Annotated in this window: 17 protein-coding genes and 3 pseudogenes; 6 read left to right on the top strand and 14 right to left on the bottom strand. The window is 64.2% G+C overall.

All coding sequences use genetic code 11. From position 1 onward, the window contains the following. Positions 1–49: 49 nt before the first annotated feature. The 3 genes and pseudogenes from SHTP_RS22295 to SHTP_RS22285 form a co-directional block, all read right to left on the bottom strand. Positions 50–469, bottom strand: coding sequence for a pyridoxamine 5'-phosphate oxidase family protein (locus SHTP_RS22295; protein WP_041324343.1), 420 nt, complete (start codon positions 467–469; stop codon positions 50–52). 36 nt (positions 470–505) lie between these two features. Next, positions 506–1,972: a capsule stability/integrity protein PPE10 gene (locus tag SHTP_RS22290; protein ID WP_096371803.1), complete on the bottom strand. Its 1,467-nt coding sequence runs from the start codon at positions 1,970–1,972 to the stop codon at positions 506–508. A gap of 95 nt (positions 1,973–2,067) precedes the next feature. Then, a pseudogene (locus SHTP_RS22285) lies at positions 2,068–3,817 on the bottom strand (N-acyl-D-amino-acid deacylase family protein). Between the two features lie 65 nt (positions 3,818–3,882). On the opposite strand from SHTP_RS22285, the gene SHTP_RS22280 reads away from it, so the two are divergent. Together SHTP_RS22280 and SHTP_RS22275 are read left to right on the top strand one after the other, a co-directional pair. Then, the gene (locus SHTP_RS22280) at positions 3,883–4,398 is read left to right on the top strand and encodes a mycothiol transferase (protein WP_096371802.1); all 516 of its coding nucleotides are present in this window, start codon (positions 3,883–3,885) and stop codon (positions 4,396–4,398) included. 9 nt (positions 4,399–4,407) lie between these two features. Then, on the top strand, positions 4,408–5,256 hold the full coding sequence (locus SHTP_RS22275) for a hypothetical protein (protein ID WP_096371801.1): 849 nt from the start codon (positions 4,408–4,410) through the stop codon (positions 5,254–5,256). A gap of 11 nt (positions 5,257–5,267) precedes the next feature. Here SHTP_RS22275 and SHTP_RS22270 read toward each other — a convergent pair whose 3' ends face one another. From SHTP_RS22270 to SHTP_RS22235, 8 genes are read right to left on the bottom strand one after another with little or no spacing between them, the layout of a single operon-like run. Next, positions 5,268–5,966, bottom strand: coding sequence for an anti-sigma factor (locus SHTP_RS22270; protein WP_096371800.1), 699 nt, complete (start codon positions 5,964–5,966; stop codon positions 5,268–5,270). After that, on the bottom strand, positions 5,963–6,526 hold the full coding sequence (locus tag SHTP_RS22265) for a sigma-70 family RNA polymerase sigma factor (RefSeq protein ID WP_011739564.1): 564 nt from the start codon (positions 6,524–6,526) through the stop codon (positions 5,963–5,965). The genes SHTP_RS22270 and SHTP_RS22265 overlap by 4 nt, the downstream gene beginning before the upstream one ends. Positions 6,527–6,571: 45 nt before the next feature. Further along, positions 6,572–7,345, bottom strand: coding sequence for a DUF1295 domain-containing protein (locus SHTP_RS22260; RefSeq protein WP_096372614.1), 774 nt, complete (start codon positions 7,343–7,345; stop codon positions 6,572–6,574). A gap of 17 nt (positions 7,346–7,362) precedes the next feature. Next, entirely contained in the window at positions 7,363–8,649 is a 1,287-nt protein-coding gene (locus tag SHTP_RS22255) for a class I SAM-dependent methyltransferase (protein ID WP_096371799.1), read from the bottom strand. Next, positions 8,646–9,362: a DUF1365 domain-containing protein gene (locus SHTP_RS22250; RefSeq protein WP_172900586.1), complete on the bottom strand. Its 717-nt coding sequence runs from the start codon at positions 9,360–9,362 to the stop codon at positions 8,646–8,648. The genes SHTP_RS22255 and SHTP_RS22250 overlap by 4 nt, the downstream gene beginning before the upstream one ends. Next, a complete protein-coding gene (locus SHTP_RS22245) occupies positions 9,356–10,672 on the bottom strand; it encodes an NAD(P)/FAD-dependent oxidoreductase (protein WP_096371797.1) in 1,317 nt (438 codons plus the stop codon). The genes SHTP_RS22250 and SHTP_RS22245 overlap by 7 nt, the downstream gene beginning before the upstream one ends. Before the next feature lie 58 nt (positions 10,673–10,730). Continuing rightward, positions 10,731–13,628, bottom strand: coding sequence for an MMPL/RND family transporter (locus SHTP_RS22240; protein WP_096371796.1), 2,898 nt, complete (start codon positions 13,626–13,628; stop codon positions 10,731–10,733). Continuing rightward, positions 13,625–14,044 carry an MmpS family transport accessory protein gene (locus tag SHTP_RS22235; RefSeq protein WP_012392718.1) on the bottom strand — a complete coding sequence of 140 codons (420 nt, stop codon included), beginning with the start codon at positions 14,042–14,044 and terminating at the stop codon, positions 13,625–13,627. The genes SHTP_RS22240 and SHTP_RS22235 overlap by 4 nt, the downstream gene beginning before the upstream one ends. Positions 14,045–14,411: 367 nt before the next feature. Here SHTP_RS22235 and SHTP_RS22230 point away from each other — a divergent pair, with 367 nt between their 5' ends. From SHTP_RS22230 to SHTP_RS22220, 3 genes and pseudogenes are all read left to right on the top strand, one after another. Next, positions 14,412–15,098, top strand: coding sequence for a TetR/AcrR family transcriptional regulator (locus tag SHTP_RS22230; protein WP_036451688.1), 687 nt, complete (start codon positions 14,412–14,414; stop codon positions 15,096–15,098). Positions 15,099–15,356: 258 nt separating this feature from the next. After that, on the top strand, positions 15,357–15,803 hold the full coding sequence (locus tag SHTP_RS22225) for an MmpS family transport accessory protein (protein ID WP_012392720.1): 447 nt from the start codon (positions 15,357–15,359) through the stop codon (positions 15,801–15,803). Between the two features lie 107 nt (positions 15,804–15,910). After that, positions 15,911–18,499: pseudogene (locus SHTP_RS22220) on the top strand (MMPL/RND family transporter); the annotation flags it as partial. On the opposite strand, the gene SHTP_RS22215 reads toward SHTP_RS22220, so the two are convergent. Then, positions 18,471–19,673, bottom strand: a complete 1,203-nt coding sequence (locus tag SHTP_RS22215; protein WP_420873035.1) for an ISAs1-like element IS2404/ISMul1 family transposase — start codon at positions 19,671–19,673, stop codon at positions 18,471–18,473. The pseudogene SHTP_RS22220 and the gene SHTP_RS22215 sit on opposite strands and share 29 nt — an antisense overlap. 145 nt (positions 19,674–19,818) lie before the next feature. Here SHTP_RS22215 and SHTP_RS22210 point away from each other — a divergent pair. Next, positions 19,819–20,190, top strand: a pseudogene (locus SHTP_RS22210) (MMPL family transporter); the annotation flags it as partial. Between the two features lie 31 nt (positions 20,191–20,221). Here the strand turns inward: SHTP_RS22210 and SHTP_RS22205 are convergent. After that, positions 20,222–20,569 (bottom strand): hypothetical protein, encoded by a 348-nt coding sequence (locus SHTP_RS22205; protein WP_096371245.1) that lies wholly within the window; start codon positions 20,567–20,569, stop codon positions 20,222–20,224. A 275-nt stretch (positions 20,570–20,844) separates the two neighbouring features. Next, positions 20,845–21,294: a DUF5078 domain-containing protein gene (locus tag SHTP_RS22200; protein WP_096371244.1), complete on the bottom strand. Its 450-nt coding sequence runs from the start codon at positions 21,292–21,294 to the stop codon at positions 20,845–20,847. Between the last annotated feature and the right edge of the window lie 15 nt (positions 21,295–21,309).

Raw genomic sequence — 21,309 nt, 5'->3', positions numbered from 1 at the left:
GCCCGGTTCCCTTCGGGGGGCCGGGCTTTTTCGTGTGTGTACGGGCGCGCTAGGAAGGCTCGGAGAACACGACGCAGTCATGCAGGCAGCCGCTGGCTGTGGCGGCAGAGTCGGCGTTGCGGTGCAACAACGCCTTGGTGGGCAGCACAGCGCACTGGGCCGTTTCGGTGCCGGCGTCGGATACCTCGGCGCGCCCATCAACGATCAGCGAATAGCCGCCGGGCTCGGGTGGCGGCCACAGGAGCGTGGCATCACCATGGCTGGCCAGGTTGGCGCGGGTGCGGCCGCCGATCAGCCCGACCTCGATGACCGCGCGCGGTCCGTCCGGTCCGTCGGGCAGGCCACGCAGCACCGGTTCCACGGTCACCGTGTGCACGTGGTGGTCGTCGTCAACGGTGATCAGGTAGGCGAACGGGTAGTCGGTCAAGGCGTCGGCCAACCGCTTGAGGTCCACCTTCTTGGCGGCCATGCAATCGAGGATAGATGCCGGCCGGATGGGGTGTGACTACTCCGTGCGCAGCGGCAGCTGAATGTCGGCTTCGCTGTCAGCCGTCTCGCGGTTCGGATAGAAGCTGGACCTGGGGATGCCCGCACCGGCGTTTGCCGGCGCTTCACGGGTGGCGACGCTTCGCGCACCCGCATCGCTGTTAGCCGAGTTGTACAGGCCGGAGTATCCGACAGCCGGGCTGCGTAGGCCCGCGCCCGCGGTGGAGCCACTGTTTGCACCCGCAGAGACGGGGCCGGCGTCGGCAGCCGCCGCCGCTACCGGCGCCGCGGCCGCGGGAGCGGCGGCAGCCGGGGTGGCTGCGGTGGGGGTCAATCCGCCGGCCAGCGCCGGATTCAGGCCGCCGGTGTGTGCCGGCGCCGAACTCAGGATCCCCGAGCTCAAGGTGGCCGTGCCGCCCGTTGCGTAGGTGGCCGAGCTGGCCAAGCTGGTAGAGCTTGCCATGTCGCTGCCGTGCATCGATTGCCACATGCCGCTGCTCATGCTGGCGGTGCCGAAACCGGTGCTCATGCTCCCGGAGTTGCCCAGGCCCGAATTGAGCGAGCCTGAGTTGCCGATACCCATGTTTCCGTTGCCGGAATTGAAGAAGCCGACGTTGCCGGTGCCCGAGTTTCCGATTCCGACGTTGCCGCTACCCGAGTTGAAGCCGCCGAAGCCGAACTGATGATCGCCGGTCAGACCGAACCCGAAGTCGCCGTTGCCGGTGTTGCCGAAGCCGACGTTCCCGCTGCCCAGGTTGCCCAACCCGACGTTGCTGTTACCGGTGTTGCCGCTACCGATGTTGCTGCTTCCGGTGTTACCGGTGCCGACGTTGCTGCTTCCGGTGTTGCCGCTGCCCCAGTTGTTGTTGCCGACGTTGTTGTTGCCGACATTGCCGGTGCCGCTGTTGCCGAAGCCCAGGTTGATCTGGCCGTTCTTGCCGATGTCGATACCGAGGTTGCACAGCACCTGCTTCCAGGGCGCCAGCGCCGAAGCGGCCGCCGACGCTTCGGCGTGGTAGGCGGCCATGGCCGCCACGTCGAGCGCCCACATCTGCTCGTAGGCGGCCTCGATGTCCATGATCGCGGGGGTGTTGAAACCCAGCCAGTTCGTGGCCGCCAGCACCTGCATCAGCCCGCGGTTGGCCGTGACCACCGCGGGCTGCACCGTCGCCGCCAGAGCCGATTCGAACGCGCCTGCCGTGACAGCGGCCTGTGCGGCCGCCTGCTCCGCCTGTGCCGCAGCCGCACCGAGCCACGCCATGTATTGGGTGGCGACAGCCATCATGGCTGCCGCCGAGGGGCCCAGCCATGAGCCACTGGTCAACTCGGAGGTGACCGAGCTGAATGACGACACCGCTGACGCCAATTCCTCGGCCAAACCGCCCCAAGCCGCGGCAGCGGCAAGCAGCGGCCCCGCTCCGGGACCGGCGAACATTAGTGCCGAATTAATCTCTGGCGGCAACCACGCAAAATGCGGGTTTGTCACCAGCCCAAACTACCTGGCAACGGCCGCTACCGTGGCCGTATCGGCATCGGAAAAATGTCGATCCATAGGGGGTTTACAGGAACCCCCAAGTTCCCTCACGCCGGGACCGGGGCTGGCTGCCGTCCGCGGACCAGCTTGCCGGGCCGGGCAGCGGTCGGCACCCCGTTCTCGGCGATCACCTGACCCGATACCACGGTTGCAACATAGCCCTCGGCGGTCTGATCCAAGCGCCGCCCGCCCGCGGGCAGGTCGTACCTGATGACCGGCTTGTGCAGTCGGAGTGCGGCGTGGTCGATGACGTTGAGGTCGGCCTTGTAGCCGACCGCGATGCGTCCGCGGTCGCCCAGGCCGGCCACCCGGGCCGGCACGGATGTGAGTTCGCGGACGGCTTCGGCCACGCTGAATCGCCCGGATGCCCGATCGCGAGCCCAGTGCGTCAGAAAGTAGGTCGAGTAGCTGGCGTCGCAGATCATCCCGTAGTGGGCGCCCCCGTCGCCGAGACCGAGCACCACGTCTTCGCGATGCAATAGTTTGCCGACAGTGTCCAGCGAGTTGTTCTCCATGTTGCTGGTCGCGACCAGCAACATGGCGTGCCCGTCGTCGTCGAGCAGTCGGTCGTAGGCCTCCTCCATCGGGCTGACGCCGCGGGCGCGAGCCCGAGCCCCGATGCTGTCGGCCGCCGCCGGCTCGTAGTTGGGGTCCTCAGTCAGCGGAAAGATCCAGTCCCAGGCCTGCGCCACATACAGAATCGGATGCCCGACGCCGGGCTTATCGGCCAGGATGCGGGCCCGGACGTCGGGTTTGCGCATTTCGGCGACACGCTCGGCCAACGGCAGATGTGCGATCTCGCGGTAGCTGGGATAGAGCACAAATGGGTTTGCCGACAGCTGCAGTCCGATGATCAGCCCGATCGGACGGGGCAGTAGCTGCGCGGTGAAGCGGGTTCCCTCGCCCGCGTTCTTGTTCGCGTTCTCGACCATTGTGATGGCATCGGGCCAGCTGGGTTCGCCGACGTTGCCGACCACCAACGAGAACGTGACTGGCAGCCCGACCTCCTCGGCGACATCGAACACGGTCTGCAACACCGGCTGGTAGCCGCCGGCTGGGATGTCGGGCACAAACTGCAACAGGCCACCGCCGCCGTCGACGACGCCCTTGGCGATCTCTTCGATCTCCGCACGGGCGGCGTCGTAGCTCGGAATCGGCGATCCGCTCTCGGTTTTGTGGATGGTCAGCCGCGACGACGCGAACCCCAGCGCACCGATCTCGATGGCCTGTTTGGCCAGTGCCCGCATGGTGGCCAGGTCTTCGGGGGTGGCCGGCTCGCGGTCGGCGCCGCGCTGACCCATGACATAGACCCGCGGCGGGGAGTGCGGCAGAAAGGCGGCCACATCGATGTCGCGTGCTCCCGCCTCCAACGCGTCCATGAATTCGGGGAACGTCTCCCAGGTCCAGGGCAGGCCATCGGTCATGACAACGCCGGGGATGTCCTCGACACCGGCCATCACGTCGACGAGCACGTCGTGGTCCTGCTGGCGGCACGGCGCAAAACCCACCCCGCAATTGCCCATCAGCACGGTCGTCACGCCGTGCGCCGATGATGGTGTCAGTCGGTCTGACCAGATTGACTGACCGTCGTAGTGGGTGTGCAGGTCGACGAACCCCGGGGTGACCAGCAGGCCGCTGGCGTCGATCACCCGCCCGGCGGCGTCGCCGTTGACCGAGTCGTCGGGTGGCCCGACGGCCACGATGATGCCGTCGCGTACCGCGACGTCGCCGACGTACGGCTCACCCCCCCAGCCCGTCAACGATGGTTCCGTTACGGATGAGGAGGTCGTAGCTCATCTAATCAATTTACGACCGCGGCGGTCGGTGGTGCCAGGTCCGATGGCGCTCGTAGAGTCGGCCGTATGGCTACCTCCGATGCCGCGGCCCGCGAGCTGCTGCGCGACGCGTTCACCCGAGTGATCGAACACGTCGATGAACTCACCGACGGTCTGACCGAGCAAGTGGCCAACTACCGGCCAACACCGGCCGCCAACAGCATCGCCTGGCTGATCTGGCACAGTGCGCGGGTCCAGGACGTCCAGGTGGCCAACATCGCCGGGGTCGAACAGGCGTGGACTCGTGATGGCTGGGTGGACCGGTTCGGGCTGGACCTGCCCCGCGGCGACACCGGCTACGGGCACGGCGCGCAGGATGTGGCTAAAGTGCGTGCGCCGGCCGAGCTGCTGGCCGGCTACTACCACGCGGTGCACGCCCTGACGCTGCAGTACGTCGCGGGTGTGACCGCCGAGGAACTGTCCCGCGTGGTGGACACCCATTGGGATCCGCCGGTCACCGCGAGCGTCCGATTGATCAGCGTGGTCGACGACTGCGCCCAACACCTGGGACAGGCTGCCTACCTGCGCGGGATCGCCCAGTAGGTTCTAGGCGTGCGATTGCTTGCGACGGTGGTCTTATGGCTGGCCACCACGGTCGCGCTGGCGGTGGCGGTCCCGGCCGCGTGGGCGCAGACACACATCATCGATCGTGACGGCTACACCGCGCTGGCCGGCCGGGCCGCCGATGATCCGGTGCTGCAGTCGGCGATGGCCGCTGAACTCAGCACCCGTGCCATGGCGCTCATCGCCAAGCGCGGCGGCCAGCACGACGCGATCGACGGGTCGGCGGTGCAGGAGGCGGCCATGTCGTTTACCACCAGCGCAGCATTTCCGCCGTTGTTCGCTCAGGCGAATCGGGTGGCACACGACTGGTTGTTCAGCGAAGCGCAGTCCGCGGCCGACGGCGAGCGCTGGGTGGTCGACCTGGCGCCGATGCTCAACGACAGTTCCATCCAGCAGGTCTTGAGCAGCTATCACGTGACGGTGCCCGACACCTTGCGAGTTCCGTTGACGGTGTCGACTCCCCAGCCCCTGCATCAAGGCCAATTGCGCCGAGTCGCGGTCTGGGGTCCCTGGGTCAGCATCGGGGCGGCGGCCCTCGCGGTGGTCTGCGGGCTGCTGACGCTGATCACCGCCCGCCGCCGCGGCAAGGCGCTGAGCAGTCTGGGTGTCTCGGCGCTAATGGTCGGCGCTGCCGGCTGGGCGGGCATCGAAGTCGGCGGCCGATACGTCAACGAAGCGCTCAACCGCACCACGGGTGACATCCGCCGCATCGCCGATGTCATGGTCAATACCGCGGAGGGCAGCCTGCATCTATGGCTGAATTTGACGCTGCTTGCCGGCGTCGTGCTGGTGGTGGTGGGTGCCGTGGCCGCGATGATCAGGAGCCTGTGGAACTAGCGCCGGACGGGTCAGCGTAGCGGCAGCTCGGCCAGCACCGTGCCGGTCGGCTTGGTCGAACCCGTGCCGGGCTCGACGGTGAACGCCAGCGTCGTCGAGTCGCCGAGAGCGGTCAGCGTCGCTTTTGTCGACGGCGTGACCGCCGTGGGGCCCATGGTTCCCGCCGATGTCGGCCCCTTGGCGTCGACCAGCCACATCTGATAGACGGTGCCCGGAGACGGCGGCGGCACATTGTTCATCACCAACACACCCGCGTTGCGATCGCGGGAGAACATCACGGTGGCCGTTCCGCCGCCGAGCCGGCCGGAGACCGTCTGCACATCCGGCGCGGCCAGCACCTGCTCGGCGACCGTCGGCGATGCCGACGGTCGGGTCAGGACGCCCAGGCCGAACGCGCCCAGCCCCACCGCGATCGCCGCGGCGGAAGCGAAAACTGCAGTGCGCCAACGTGGTTGACGGCGGCTCTGAGCGGGCTCCGCGGCTGCGAGCAGCGCCTGGCGCAGCTCTGCTGGTGGCTGCGCGGCCGTGGCGGCCGATACCACCGACATCGTTTCGCGCACCGACCGAACTTCTTCGTCGAATGCGGCGGCCACCGGCGCCGGTGCTGCGCTAAGCCGGCGCTCGATGTCGAGTCTCTCCTCGTCGGAGACCGCATGCAGGGCATACGGTGTCGCCAGCTCGAGCAGTTGGAAGTCGGTCGGCTCGGTCATGACGCATCCAGGCAGTTGCGCAGACCGCGCAGCGCGTCGCGCATGCGTGATTTGATCGTCGAAAGATTGGTGGCCAACCGCTGCGACACTTCGGCATAGGTCAGCCCGCCGTAGTAGGCCAGCTCGATGCACTGCCGCTGGGTATCGGTCAGCCCATCCAGGCACTCCACCACCCGGCGACGTTCATCACCGGCGATCGCCGAATCGGCGACCACGTCACTGGCCAGATCGACATTGGCCGCGCCATAGCGCGACTCCCGCTGGCTGCCGGCCTGCTCGGCGCGCACCCGGTCCACCGCGCGCCGATGCGCCATGGTCAGCAACCAGGCCAGGGGAGAGCCCTTGGTGGCGTCGTAATCCGATGCCGTCCGCCACACCTCGAGATAGATCTCCTGGGTGGTTTCCTCGCTGTAGCCGGCATCACGCAATACCCGTGCCACCAGTCCATACACCCGCGTACAGGTGTGGTCGTAGAACATGGCGAACGCGTCGCGCTCGCCCCGCGCGATCTGGCGCAATAGGGCGTTGAGGTCGTCGCTGCGCCCCGGCGGTCCGGTCATCGATCGGTAGCCTATCGCCAGTTGGCGCCAAGATCGCCGGGCCGGTCATTGATGACGCGCCGATCGAGGCGGCCGGGGCACGAAATACGCCGTCCGCCGTTGATATTCGCCGAATCCGGGACGATCCTTCATGTAGTTCTCGGTCAGTCGCGCGCCGCTGACGTCGACCAGGAAGTACGTCATCAGCAGCGGTGAGCCCACGGTGATCAGCGGGACCCAGCCGGTGATGGTGACCAGCCACAATCCCCACCAGACGCAGGCGTCGCCGAAGTAGTTGGGGTGGCGCGTCCAGGCCCACAGGCCGCGATCCATGATGGCGCCCCGGTTGGCGGGGTCGGCCTTGAACGCCCGCAACTGGTGGTCGCCCAGGGCCTCGAAGACGACGCCGAGCAGCCACACCGCTACGCCCAGCGCCCCGACGGCCAGCAGCGGCTTCGGCGTCGGCCCGGTGACGGCAGACAGCTGCAACGGGAAGGAGATGAACAGCGTCAAGAATGCTTGCAGCACGAACACTTTGCGCACCACCTGCCCCAGCGTGGCGCCGCGGAGCAGATCCGTGTAGCGCGGATCTTCTCCCTTGCCGACCGTCTTGCGGTGGATGTGCCAGCTCAGCCGCAAACCCCAGATAGCCACCAGCGCCAGCAGTAGCCACCGGCGGGTCGGGTCGCCGCTGCCCAGTACCGCCGAAACGGCGGCAACGGCGACGAACCCCAGACCCCAGGCCACGTCGACGACGTTGTAGCGGCCGATGCGGTGGCCGATCGCAAATGTCACCGAATGCACGACGATCAGCGCGGCGGCCGATGCGCCGGAGATCAGCAGAATTCCGTCTCCGATCACCGGCCATCCTCACGTTCGAACGTCCACTGGTAGACGTCGAGGTAACCCGACCGGAATCCGGCCTCCGAGTAGGCCAAGTACAGCTCCCACATCCGTTTGAACACGTCGTCGAAGCCCAACTGTGCCAGCTCACCCTGGCGCTGCAGAAACCGCTCCCGCCACAGCCGCAAGGTCTGCGCGTAGTGCGGTCGCAGTGAGGCCGTGTCGATGGTGCGCAAGGCGGTGTGGCGCTCGGTGATGTCTGCGATCGCCTGGGTGGACGGCAGCAGTCCGCCCGGAAAGATGTACTTCTGCACCCAGGTCAAGGTATTGCGGCTGGCCAGCATCCGGTCATGGGGCATGGTGATCGCCTGGATCGCCACCTTCCCGCCCGGCCGTACCAGCCGCTGCAGCGCGGCGAAATACTTTGGCCACGAGTGGTATCCGATCGCCTCGATCATCTCGACGGAGAGCACGCTGTCATAGGCTGCGCCCTCGCTGCCGACATCGCGGTAGTCGCACAGGTCGATCTGGACCAGATGGGATAGGCCCGCCTCGGCGACCCGCCTGCGCGCCAGCCGCTGCTGTTCGACCGAGAGGGTTATCGATCGGACCTGCGCGCCCCGCGACGCCGCCCGGATGCACAGCTCGCCCCAGCCGGTGCCGATCTCGAGCACCCGGCTACCGTCGCGAACCTCGGCCATATCGAGTAACCGATCGATCTTGCGCCGTTGGGCCGCAGCCAGATCCGGCCAGGCGGCGGGTAGCTGGTCGAAGAGCGCCGACGAATACGTCACGGTGTCGTCGAGGAACTGCGCGAACAGCTCATTCGACAGGTCGTAGTGTTCGGAGATGTTGCGCCGGGCCTCATCGCGGCTGGGGTCTCGCCAGCGCGGCCGAAAAGCCGGTGCAATGGGTCGCAGCCACTGGAGGGAGGGTGGTATCAGCTCGGCCACCGACTCGGCGAACACCGTCAGCGCCGCGGCGAGATCGTTTGATGACCACTCCGCGGCCATGTAGGACTCGCCGAAGCCGATCAGGCCGTTTCGCCCGATCCGCCGGGCCAGCGCGGCCGGCTGGTGCACCACGATGGTGGGCCCATCGGCGGCACCGATCGAGGTGCCGTCCGGGTAGACCAGTCGTAGTGGCAGGCGGGCAACCGCGCGGCGCAGCAGCCGGTGCGCGATTGCGGCAGCCACCGCGGAAAGCGGGCCCGACGGCGGCTTTGCCACCGCCGGCCAGCGCCGCGAATCGATGACTTCGGAGCGTTCTTGGAGGGGCTCGCGGACGGTGTCGACACTCATCGCGGTACCACCGGAACTCGACGCAACCACAATTTGATCCCCTGTATCCGGATGCGGGCGGCCACCACCAACGGGGCCAACGGCGCAATGATTTGCATGATCGCGACTTGCTTGGTTGTCGCTGGTAGTCGTTTCCCGTGCAGGTTGGCGGTGAAGCTCTGCCGGTTCTCGCGGTGCAGCGAAACCGTGACGTCCACCTCGGCTTCGGGCCGTGGCGCTTGTATCAGGTAGTACCCGTCGACCTGGTTGAACGGTGAGACGTAGAAATTCTTGACGGCGGCCACCGGCAGCTCGGCCGGCGGTAGCAGGTAGGCATGGCGTCCCCCGTAGGTGTTGTGCACCTCTGCCACCACGTGGCGCAGCCTGCCGTCGCGGTCGTGGCACCAAAAGACGCTCAACGGATTGAAGACGTAGCCGAATACGCGCGCCTGCAGCAGCGCGGTCACGCGGCCGTCAGGGATTTCGGCGCGCTGTTCGGCGAAGAAAGCCTCCAGGCGGTCCCGAAGGGATCCCTGCGGCGGGGAGATGAAGTGGTCATCGGCGTGGAACCGGGCCATCGGCCGTAGCCACCACGGCAGCCGGGGTAAGTCGTCAACGTCGACATACCAGCTGTAGCTGCGGTATCCGAACGAGTGGTGCACCGGGACCCGCCGCGCATGGGTGATGGTGGTGCGGTAGATCGCCGGTGCCATTACCCGGGTTTGAGTCAGCATGACAACATCGCCTCCGGTCGGGTTCGGGCCGGCCAGTCGGCTCCGAGCCGCCGCGCCGCGCGTAGTCCCGATGCGGCGCCGTCCTCGTGGAATCCCCAGCCGTGGTATGCCCCGGCGAACACCACCCGATCGTCGTCGAGCGTCGGCGAAACACGCTGGGCGGCAACCGATTCCGGCGTGTAGAGGGGATGGCTATAGGTCATCTCGGCGATCACCGATCGGGTATCCACCCGGTCGTGGCCACCGAGGGTGACCACGAAACGGCGGTTGCCGCCAATGCGCATCAACCTGCTGACGTCGTAGCTGACCACCACATGGTCCTGTCCGGGGGCCACCAGGTAGTTCCACGATGCCCGGGCCCGGTGGTGCCGTGGCAGCACCGATTCGTCGGTGTGCAGCAGGGCGCGATTGGTCGAGTAGGGGATTGCCCCCAAGACGTTGCGCTCCCAGGTCGTCGGATCATCGAGCAACAGCAGGGCTTGATCGGGGTGCACGGCGACGACAGCGGCATCGAAACAGCGGGGCGCGTCGCCACCGGCCCGTATCACGACCCCGTCGGCCGTCCGGCGCAGCGAATGCACCGCGGCGCCGGTGCGAACCTCGTCCAGACTCGAGGCGATGGCACGCACATAGTTGACGCTGCCGCCGGTGACAGTACGCCACGTCGGTGACCCGAACACCGACAACATGCCGTGATGCTCGAGAAAGACGAACAGATACCGGGCCGGGTAGCGCAACGCATCGCCAGCGGTACACGACCACACGGCGGCCACCAACGGCGTGATGAAGTAGTCGACGAAGAACGACGAGAAGCGGTGCCGCTTGAGAAACGCCTCCAGCGTCTCCAGATCGTCCCCAGCGCTGCCGGCGGTGTCCTCGCGCAGCAATCTGGAGGCGGCCCGGTGGAAGCGCAGGATCTCGGCCAGCATCATCAGGTAGCGCGGCCGCAATGCCGCCGAGCAGGCAAACAGGCCGCGCGGTCCCAGCGCTCCGGCATATTCGAGCCCGATGTCGTCGGCGCGCACCGACATCGACATCTCTGACTCTTGGGTGGCCACGCCGAGCTCGGCGAACAATCGGCACAGCGTCGGGTAGGTCCGGTCGTTATGGACCAGAAACGCCGAATCGACGCCCACGAACGTGCCGTCGCCGGCGTCCAGACAGTGGGTATGGGCGTGTCCGCCGAGTCGGGTGTCCGCCTCGTAGAGGGTGACCCGGTCACGTCCGGACAGCAGGTAGGCGGCGGTCAGTCCGGCGACGCCGCTGCCGATGACGGCTATCGAACGCTGGGTGAGAGTTTTCTGCTGCACATGAGGTATTCGGAGCCGCCGGCCGCTTGGTTGGCCGCTCCGGAAATGCGAAACATCGTTAGCGTTCGCCGCTCATGGCCAAGGCCCGGTCGGGCTCGGGGTCTGCCGTCGGCGACGACGGGGTTCGAGCGGGCCGAGTGCGCACCCTCATCGGCCACCAGAACCAGCGGCCCAGCAATGCCGCGATGGACGGGGTCATGAAGGCCCGAACGATCAAGGTGTCGAACAGCAGGCCCAGGCCGATGGTGGTGCCGACCTGGCCGATCACCCGCAGATCGCTGACGGCCATGGACGCCATGGTGAACGCAAACACCAGGCCTGCGTTCGTCACGACCTTGCCGGTACCGCCCATCGCGCGAATGATGCCGGTCTTCAACCCGGCCGGTATCTCCTCTTTGAACCGGGACACCAGCAGCAGGTTGTAGTCGGACCCCACCGCCAACAACACGATGACCGACATTGCGAGCACCATGTAATGCAAATCGATGTTGAGGATGTGCTGCCACAACAGCACCGACATGCCGAATGAGGCGCCCAGCGAAAGCGCCACGGTACCGACGATGACCGCGGCCGCGACGAAGGCACGGGTGAGGATCAACATGATGATGAAGATCAGGCACAGCGACGATATCCCCGCGATCAACAGGTCCCAGTCGGTGCCTTCGGAGATGTCCTTGAAGACCGATGCCGTGCCGGCCACATAGATCTTGGCGTCCTCCAAGGGGGTCCCCTTGAGTGACTCCTCGGCCGCGGTTCGAATTTGGTCGATGCTCGCGATTCCCTGGGCTGATTGGGGATCTCCGCGGTGCAAGATGATGAAGCGGGCGGCATGCCCGTCGGGGGACAGGAACGATTTCATCGCGCGCTTGAAGTCTTCGTTCTTGAAGACCTCGGGCGGAAGGTAGAACGAATCGTCGTTCTTGGCGGCGTCGAAAGCCTTGCCCATGGCGTTGGCGTTTTCGCTCATCTCGCTCATCTGGTCATAGAGACCAGACATGGTGCTGTGCATGGTGAGCATCATCAGGCGCATGCTCTCCATGGTTTCGATCATCGGCGGGAACGTCTCGATCATCTGGGGCATCAGCCGATCGAGCTCTTTGATGTCGACGACCAGGTTGTCCAGCTTTTCGTCGATCTGATCGATTCCGTCGAGCGCGTCGAATATCGACCGGAACGACGAACAGATGGGAATGTCGTAGCAGTGCTTTTCCCAGTAGAAGTAGCTGCGGATCGGACGGAAAAAGTCATCGAAATTAGCGATATGGTCGCGCAGTTCGTTGGTTATCTGCTGCATCTCGATCGTGTCGCCGACCATCTTGTGGGTGTTGTTGGCCAGCTGGGTCATGAGGCCGTACATGCGTCGCATCAACGCGATGGTCTTGGCCATTTCCTCGGCCTGCGTGAGCATGTCGTTCATGCGGTCGCGCTGGTACTTCAGCGTCTGGATCTGCCCAGCATTTTGCATGCTGATCTGAAACGGTATCGACGTGTGGTCCATCGCCGTTCCGTCGGGCCGGGTTATCGCTTGCACCCGGGATATTCCTGGGACGTGGAAAATTCCCTTGCCGAGTCTGTCGAGGACGAGAAAGTCCGCGGGATTCCGCATGTCATGATCTGACTGGATCATGAGGCTGTCGGGCTTCATCCGGGCCTGGGAGAAATGCCGTTCCGCGGCCGTGAACCCTTGATTGGCCGGGATGAAGTTGGGCAGATAGTCACGGTCGTTGTAGTTGGTGCGGTAGCCGGGCAACGCGAGCAGACCCACCAGGGCGACGGCCAGCGTTGCGGCGAGAACCGGCAGCGGCCAGCGCACCACCACGGTGCCGACGCGTCGCCAGCCCCGAACCTTGATCAGGCGCTTGGGGTCGAACAGTCCGAAGCGGCTGCCCACGGTCAGCACGGCCGGACCCAGGGTCAACGCCACCATCACCGCGACGAGCATCCCCACCGCGCAGGGGATGCCCAAGGTTTCGAAGTAGGGCATCCGGGCGAATTTGAGGCAGAAGGTCGCGCCGGCGATCGTCAGTCCAGAACCCAGAATGACGTGGGCGGTGCCTCGATACATCGTGTAGAAGGCCGTCTCTTTGTCCTCACCGGCCTGACGCGCTTCCTGGTAACGCCCGAAGATGAAGATCCCGTAGTCCGTGCCGGCCGCAATCGCCAGCGAGGTGACCAGGCTTACCGCGAAGGTGGACAGCCCGATGGCCCCGCTGTGCCCGAGCAGCGCGACCACCCCACGCGCGGCGGTTAGTTCGACTCCCACCGTGAGCAGCAGCACGACAACGGTGATCACCGATCGGTAGACCAGCAGCAACATAATGAAGATCACCGCCACCGTCGTCACGGTGATCTTGATCATGGACTTGTCGCCGCTGCTGTGCATGTCCGAAACCAGCGCTGCCGCACCGGTGACATAAGTCGTGACCCCGGGGGGTGCGGGGGTTTCCTTGACGATCTTGCGCACCGCTTCGACGGACTCATTGGCCAGCGGCTCGCCCTGATTGCCGGCGAGATTGAGCTGTACGTAGGCGGCCTTGCCGTCGTTACTCTGCGCTCCGGCCGCCGTGAGGGGATCGCCCCAGAAGTCCTGGACGCTCTGCACGTGTCGGGGATCGGCCCTCAGTTTGCGGATCAGAACGTCGTAGTACTTGTGCGCGTCATCACCGAGAGCGTCCTTGCCCTCCAGGACGATCATCGCCTGACTGTCGGAGTCGCCTTCGTTGAAGGCGGCGCCGATGCGCTTCATCGCTTCGTAGGAGGGCGCGTCTTTTGGGCCCAGTGACACCGAACGCTCTTGGCCGACCACTTCCAGCGATGGGATGAATACGCTGAGCGCAACGCAAACCGCGACCCAGGCGAGAATGATGGGCACCGCGAACGCGTGAATCATTCGCGCCAGAAACGGCTTTTCGGTGTGAGCGCGGGTGTCCGGGTCGTTCGCGTATTTGACGGTCACGCTGATTTCACCAGGCAATAGGTGTAAGCATTGACCTCGTTGGACACCCGCTCGGCCTTGACCTTGCCGTCTACCGTGATTCGGCAGCCAATGCTGTTGGTATTTCCTTGTGCGACAAGGTTACCCATCACGGCCGCCAAATTCGTGGTGAAATGCAACGTCCAGGGCAACACCGCACCCTCTACCTGCTGCGGGTCGGAATTGACATCAAAATAGCTGATATCGGCGACCGTGCCCGGAGGGCCAAAGACTTCGTAGGTGATCTCTTTGGGGTTGAAAGGCTTGTTGTCGAGATTGCTGTCGGAATACGATTCGCGTTTTTCCGAGGCAAAGAAGCCGCGGATTCGGTGCACGGAGAATCCCCCGACGATGATCACCGCCACGATCACCAGCACGATCCACGTTCGCGACAGCACCCTGAAAATCTCAAGTCACCCTTTACCGGTTGGCGAAGCTACGGGGCGCACGATACCCGTATGTTCAACGCCGTTCGACCATGTTCAATCTTTGGATCGCGGTGAGGGGTGGGAGTGCCCGTAGGTAGATCCAGTAGATCTAGTGGCTGTCGCAACCTCGGCGGATCTATCGGCCGATTTACGGGTTGTCACCCCGTCTCACCTCGGGCTGGCTGCATCGCGCCGAGACGCGCAACCAAGCCTAGTCTAAGTAAACCATGGCGATGGGCGGAATTGTCGACCCCTTCCGTCATCTTGGGGATGTAACGCATATCACGTGCGTAAAGGTACGGTACCCGGTCGGCATTACCCTCGCAAATCACGCAGTGTGCGTTATCCTCTGGCGGTGGCGCAACTAACCTTCCGGCGCGCGCGCACCGAGGAGAACAAACGCCAGCGTGCGGCCGCTTTGGTGGAGGCCGCGCGCTCGATGGCATCCGAGACCGGTGTTGCGTCGGTCACGCTGACTGCGGTTGCCAGCCGCGCCGGAATCCACTACTCGGCGGTGCGTCGCTATTTCACTTCGCATAAAGAGGTATTGCTGCACCTTGCTGCCGAGGGGTGGCAGCGGTGGTCGAACACGGTCTGTGGGGAGCTGAGCCAGCCCGGTCCCATGACCGAATCGCGGGTGGCCGCGGCGTTGGCTGACGGCCTGGCCGCGGACCCGTTGTTCTGTGACCTGCTGGCCAACCTTCACCTGCACCTCGAACACGAAGTGGAGGTGGACAGGGTTGTGGAGGTCAAGCGCACCAGCACCGCCGCCGTGATTGCGCTTGCTGATGCGATCGAGAACGCACTGCCCGCGCTTGGGCGTGCGGGGGCGTTCGACGTTCTGTTGGCGGCCTACTCGCTGGGGGCCACGCTTTGGCAGATCGCGAATCCGCCGCAGCGGCTCACCGACGTCTACGCCGAGGAGCCCGACGTGCTTCCGCCGGAGTGGAATCTTGACTTCGCGGCCGCTCTCACTCGTTTGCTGACCGCCACCTGTTGCGGCTTGACCGCCAAATCGTCGTAAGTCACCGGCGAATGGGCCATTTGAGCGGGCGTCGGTTCCGGCGCCATCCGTGGAGCGGAAATTCTGCGGCCTACCCCATGGTGTGTTTAAGATGCTTAGCGCAACAAACAAATGGATGGGATGGCTAAGTAAGTCAGCTTTTGTTCCAACACCGTTGGAGTCGCGGCGTGGACACCGTTGTCCAACCTGACGCCTGCGCGCCACGGCTGCAGTACTTGATTGGAACGGACCTGCCCCCTGCTAGCGGAAGGTGATTGGGTGCCCAATATCTCGGTTCTCAACGCGCTGAAGCGAACGTGGATCGCGCTGGTCATCCTGGCCGTAGTCGTGATCGCGGCGTTCAGCGTCAATCGGCTTCGCAGCTACTTCGGTGTCCATGACGACCGTCCCCTCACCAGCGGCGTCTCCGATGACATCAAGCCGTTCAACCCCAAGCACGTGGTCTATGAAGTCTTTGGTCCGCCGGGGACCGTCGCCAACATCAACTATCTGGACATTGAAGCCCAGCCTCAGCGGGTCAGCGGCGTGACGTTGCCCTGGACGCTGGCGGTGACGACCACGCTCCCGTCGGTCAGCGTCAATGTCGTCGCTCAGGGTGACACCGACCAGATCGGGTGCCGGATCATCGTGAACGGCGAAGTCAAGGACGAAAGGTCCGAGAACGAAGTGAACGCCCAGACCTTCTGCCTCGTGAAATCGGCATGAGCGACGATCAGGCGGTAAGCGAACGTGCGGCCTCGAACGGGGCCTCGAACGGGGCCGGAGCCGAGAACGGGAACGGGAACGGGAACGGGAACGGGAGCCGCCCCTCGATGGCCCGGCTGATCCACCGGATGGCGGTGCCCATCGTTGTGTTCTGGGTGGGACTGGTCGCCGTCCTCGTGATGTTCGTTCCATCGCTCGAGGAAGTCGGCAAGCAACACACAGTTTCGCTGAGCCCAAGTGACGCAGAGTCGATGATCGCGATGAAGCGTGTCGGAAAGGTGTTCAACGAATTCGACACCGACAGCGCGGTCATGATTGTGCTGGAGGGCGATCACCCACTGGGTGATGAGGCACACCATTACTACGACGAGCTGGTCCGCAAACTCAAGGCGGACAAAGACCATGTGCAGCACGTCCAGGACTTCTGGGGTGACCCGCTGACGGCGGCGGGATCACAGAGCCCGGACGGCAAGGCGGCTTACGTCCAGGCATACCTCGTTGGCAATCAAGGGGAAGCCAAGGCCAATGAGTCCGTCGACGCGGTACGCGAGCTGGTCAACGACACCCCGGCCCCGCCGGGGGTCAAGGCGTATGTCACCGGCCCGGCCGCGCTCATCGCCGATCAATCCACGGCGGGCGATGCGAGTATCCAGCGGGTCACCTTCATCACCATTGGGGTGATCTTTGTGATGCTGCTTTCTGTCTACCGATAATTGATCACCGTGATCTCGGTTCTCGTGATGGTCGGGATCGAGCTGATGGCGGCACGCGGAGTGGTCGCCTTCCTAGCGGATAACAACGTCATCGGTCTGTCGACCTTCGCGGTCAATCTCCTGGTGCTGATGGCCATCGCCGCCGGAACCGACTACGCGATCTTCGTCCTGGGCCGATATCAAGAGGCGCGCGGCGAGGGGGAGAGTCGAGAGAAGGCTTTCTACACTATGTTTCACGGGACGGCGCACGTTGTCCTGGGCTCGGGCCTCACCATCGCGGGCGCAATGTATTGCCTGAGCTTCACCCGCCTTCCCTACTTCCAGACGCTGGGCGCTCCTTGTGCGGTCGAAATGTTGGTTGCGGTGCTGGCCGCGCTCACCCTGGGGCCAGCGGTCTTGGTAGTCGGGAGTTTCTTCAAACTCTTCGACCCGAAACGCAAGATGCGAACCCGGGGATGGCGGCGGGCGGGAACGGCAATCGTCCGCTGGCCCGGGCCGATTCTGGCGGTTTCCATCGCGATCGCCCTGATCGGGTTGCTGGCCTTGCCCGGATACCGGACCAACTACGACAGCAAGAAGTATCTACCAACCTCGACCCCGACGAACGTCGGCTATACGGCAGCCGACCGACATTTCTCGCAGGCCAGAATGAACCCCGAATTGTTGATGGTCGAGACCGACCATGACATGCGGAATCCGGCCGACATGCTGGTAATCGACCGCATTGCCAAAGGGGTGTTCCATCTACCCGGAGTCGCCCGGGTGCAGGCGGTAACCAGGCCCCTCGGGAAGCCCATCGAGCATTCGTCGATTCCGTTTCAGATCAGCATGCAAAACACCGTCCAGGTGGAAAACATGCAGTACATGAAACAGCGGATGGCAGACATGCTGATCCAGGCCGCCGCCATGCAGGATTCCATCGACACCCTGGACCGCATGTACGACATCATGGGCAAGATGGTCGAAACCACCCACGATATGGATGGTCTGACCCATGACATGGTCGAGATCACCGACGAGTTGCGGGACCACATCGCCGATTTCGATGACTTTTGGCGTCCCATTCGCAGCTACTTCTACTGGGAGAAGCACTGCTACGACGTTCCCATCTGCTGGTCGCTGCGGTCCATATTCGATGCCCTTGACGGCGTTGACAAGATCACCGAGAAACTGGCCGCGCTCTCCCGTGACATGGATCGGCTCGATATCTTGATGCCGCAGATGCGAGCTCAGATCCCCTTCTAGATCGCGTCGATGAAAACCATGAAGACGATGATGCTGACCATGCACAGCTCGATGTCCTCGCTGTATGACCAGATGGACGAGATGTCCAAGAATTCCACCGCGATGGGGAAGGCTTTCGACGCCGCCAGGAATGACGATTCGTTCTACATTCCGCCGGAGGTGTTCGACAATGCCGATTTCAAGCGTGGTCTGAAAATGTTCCTGTCACCCGACGGGCACGCGGTCCGCTTCATCATCTCGCACGAAGGTGACCCCGCCAGTACCGAGGGCATCTCGCACGTCAAGCCGATCATGGACGAGGCCAAACAGGCCATCAAGGGCACCCCACTCGAGGGCGCCAAGATCTATCTGGCGGGTACCGCCTCGGTCTACAAGGACATGCGGGACGGGTCGCGGTGGGACCTGCTGATCGCGGGAGTTGCTGCGGTCAGTCTGATCCTGATCATCATGCTGATCATTACCCGAAGCCTGGTCGCTGCGGTGGTCATTGTGGGCACCGTATTGCTGTCGCTGGGTGCCTCGTTCGGGCTTTCCGTCCTGGTATGGCAGGACATCTTCGGCGTTGAATTGCACTGGATGGTGTTGGCGATGTCGGTGATTCTGCTGTTGGCGGTGGGTTCGGACTACAACTTGTTGCTGGTTTCGCGCTTGAAGGAGGAAATCGGTGCCGGATTGAAGACCGGCATCATCAGGGCTCCGGCGTTGTTGATTAGCAGGCTTGTGAGCTGGGGAATTGTGGATTGAGGAGGTCTAGGCGGCGGTTGGCGGTCAAAGCGGTGATCCGGCAGGCTTCGGCGATGTTGTCGGCGCCGTTGAGGCGGTGCAGATTGATCGCGGTGTTGCGTAGCGTTGCTAGGACCTGTGCGCCGTTTCCGGTATGTGCCCTTTGACGGTCTTCGTCGAAGGTGACGTCGCGTATCCAGTGCAGGCTGTTCTCGATTCCCCAGTGTTGACGCATCCAGGTCATGATCGCGGTAGGGTGGGCGTGCTCGAACGGCAGGCTGCAGATGGCATAGACCACCTTCACGCTGCGCTGGTCGGTGGCGGTGATCAAGCGTTCACGAGTGATCCGGATGATTTGTTTTGCGTAGGGGAAGCCGATTCCTCGTGCAGCGGTGATGATTTGCAGGGTGCGGGTCTCGACACGGCCGTGGCCGCGGGAGTCGTCGGTAGCGGCTGCGGGCACCTCGGCCCAGGGCAGCGCGGTGATACGCGCAAGTATTTTGGCTTGGTTGGACTTGACGATCATCAGGTAGTGCGACTTCAAGGTGGCGCAGATCAACTTCGCGGTGACGACCTGGGTATGCATCGCATCCACGGTGACCAGCCACCGCAAGCTACCCGGCAGCAGCGTGAGCAGGGCACGTACGCAGGGAATTTCATTGCTTTTCTCGGCGACAGCGAGTTGACCGAGCACCAATCGGGCACGGTGGGCGAACACCGACACGAGATGCGTGGCTGTCGCTTTGGCGCGTAAAGCACCACGCAGCATCTTGCCGTCCAACGCGATCGGCACCAATCCGCTGGGGTCGCTGCTGGCCACGTGTGCAGTGAAGTAACTGCCCATCCTGGCGTTGAGGTCGGCGGGGTCTAGCCGAGACAAAACAGCGCGGAAGGTCTTCTCACTGGGCCGCCGGAACCGGACCCCTAATTGGGCCAACACATCATCGGGAGCGGTGGCCGCCCATGTGGCAAAACCAGCATAGCCGCGCATCCCCGCGGCAGTGGCCAGAACCGCGATCGCCAACAAAGCCATCAGCGAATACCTCCGACCGCGTGGGTCCCTCGGGTCTGGCACCGAGGCCAACACATCGAGAAACTCCGATCCGATGAGCTCGCTGCGCTCACCAGGACTCCAGCGGTCGAACACCTCTGGAACCGACGACACAGGCAATACTGAAACGATAGGCACGGGCAACTCCAGACCAACGACGAACAGTAACCAACTCGATCGTTCTCCAGATAGCCCGTGCCTACACTCCGGCCCCAATAGCGCGGCACCAAAGATCATCAACCCAGCTCACAAGCCTGCTAATCAACAACGCCGGAGCCCTGCCGGCATCATCCGCGCGATGGCCGGCACCGGTGGGGTGGTGACCACTGCCGGTCTGGTGTTTGCCGCCACCATGGCTCCGTTCATTTTCAGCGATTTGCGGGTAATCGGGCAGGTGGGTACCACCATCGGGCTGGGGCTGTTGTTCGACACGCTGATTGTGCGTTCGTTCATGACCCCATCCATCGCGGCGCTGATGGGCCGCTGGTTCTGGTGGCCGCAATAAGTCCGCACTCGACCCGCCGGTCAGTTGCTCCGTCCGTACGGACCGCGCCCGTTGGTGCGGGCGTTGCTGCTTCCCCGCAACGGTGATTCCGCCGACGGACCTGAAGACACCAATACCGAGCGGTTGGCGGTGAGTTCGCCGCACTACTGACGCGGTCGGTGACAGCCGCCGTCGGCCCGGGCTAGACCCCGGGCTGGTCGTTGAACCCGCACCGGCGCACGTCGCGGATGATGTCGCCGGGGTCGGACAGCGGGGCCCCGCAGGTCAGACAGTATGCGCCCGACGAGCGGCCCAGACGGTTCACTCGCACCAGCGCTGCGGCCCGGGCGCGCCCGAGGCAGTCGCCGCACAGGATGTCTATGACGTTCCCGAACGGATCAAGATTGGGCCGGTTGCAGTGGTCCAATGCGTGGGTGTGGACGACATGCGTCGCGCGATTTGTGCAACCCGCGTCGGACTGGCAGGTCAGCGTCTGCCAGTCGAGCGCGACCAGAATGCCGGGGACCTCATTGCCGGTTGCCTGACTCATGCGAATACCTCCGACTTTCCGGACTGCATTCGCTACTTGACAAGGTCAGGGAACAATCGGCTGGCCGGAGTACCGCGCGGCCATGTCGGCAATGATCTGCATCCCGGGGGGCTCGGCTCGGTAGAGATATCGTCCGAATTTGGCTACGGATGCCAGTATGGCCACCGCGTGAGCGCACTAGCTGTCCGCCGAACGGCCAATGCAAGGCTGAATCACCCATCCCCCAAACAGCGGACGAGAACCCCGGTGAACCGACCCGGCCGGGAGGGTGTTGGTTATGCCCAGTTCCACACGGACATGTCGCCCGCGGGGTATTGGTTGCAGACCTCGGTCGACTTGGCGACAACGCCCTTGTTGTTGAAGAAGATCTTCATGTGGTTGCGCCAGCCCCACCACAGCGGATCGATGGAGTCATAGAAGTGCTCGGAATAGTCCCGGCGATCCGCGGGGCTCAGCGAGAAGAACCAGTGGGCCTTGTCTTGGGTTGCCTGCTGAAACTCCGGGTGGTTGTTGTAGTCGATCATGTACCGCTGGTAGTACACCGGGCTGGTGTCCCTGGTGGCCGCGAGCACCTGCTCGGCGTCGCAGCTGGTCGCGATTATCCGGCGAGGTAACGGGAAGTCGTCTGTTGAGTCGGCTGCGGCGGTCTTCGGAAACACCGCCGCGGCGATCCCGATAGCGAGGAAAACGGCGCCTGCTCGCAGGCTAGAACTCAGCCGAGACATAGTTGCAACGTTAGC

It is taken from the genome of Mycobacterium ulcerans subsp. shinshuense, assembly GCF_002355775.1.
Lineage (GTDB): Bacteria > Actinomycetota > Actinomycetes > Mycobacteriales > Mycobacteriaceae > Mycobacterium > Mycobacterium marinum.
Note: the sequence above shows the minus strand (reverse complement) of the source record. Positions and strands in the feature narration are given on the sequence as shown.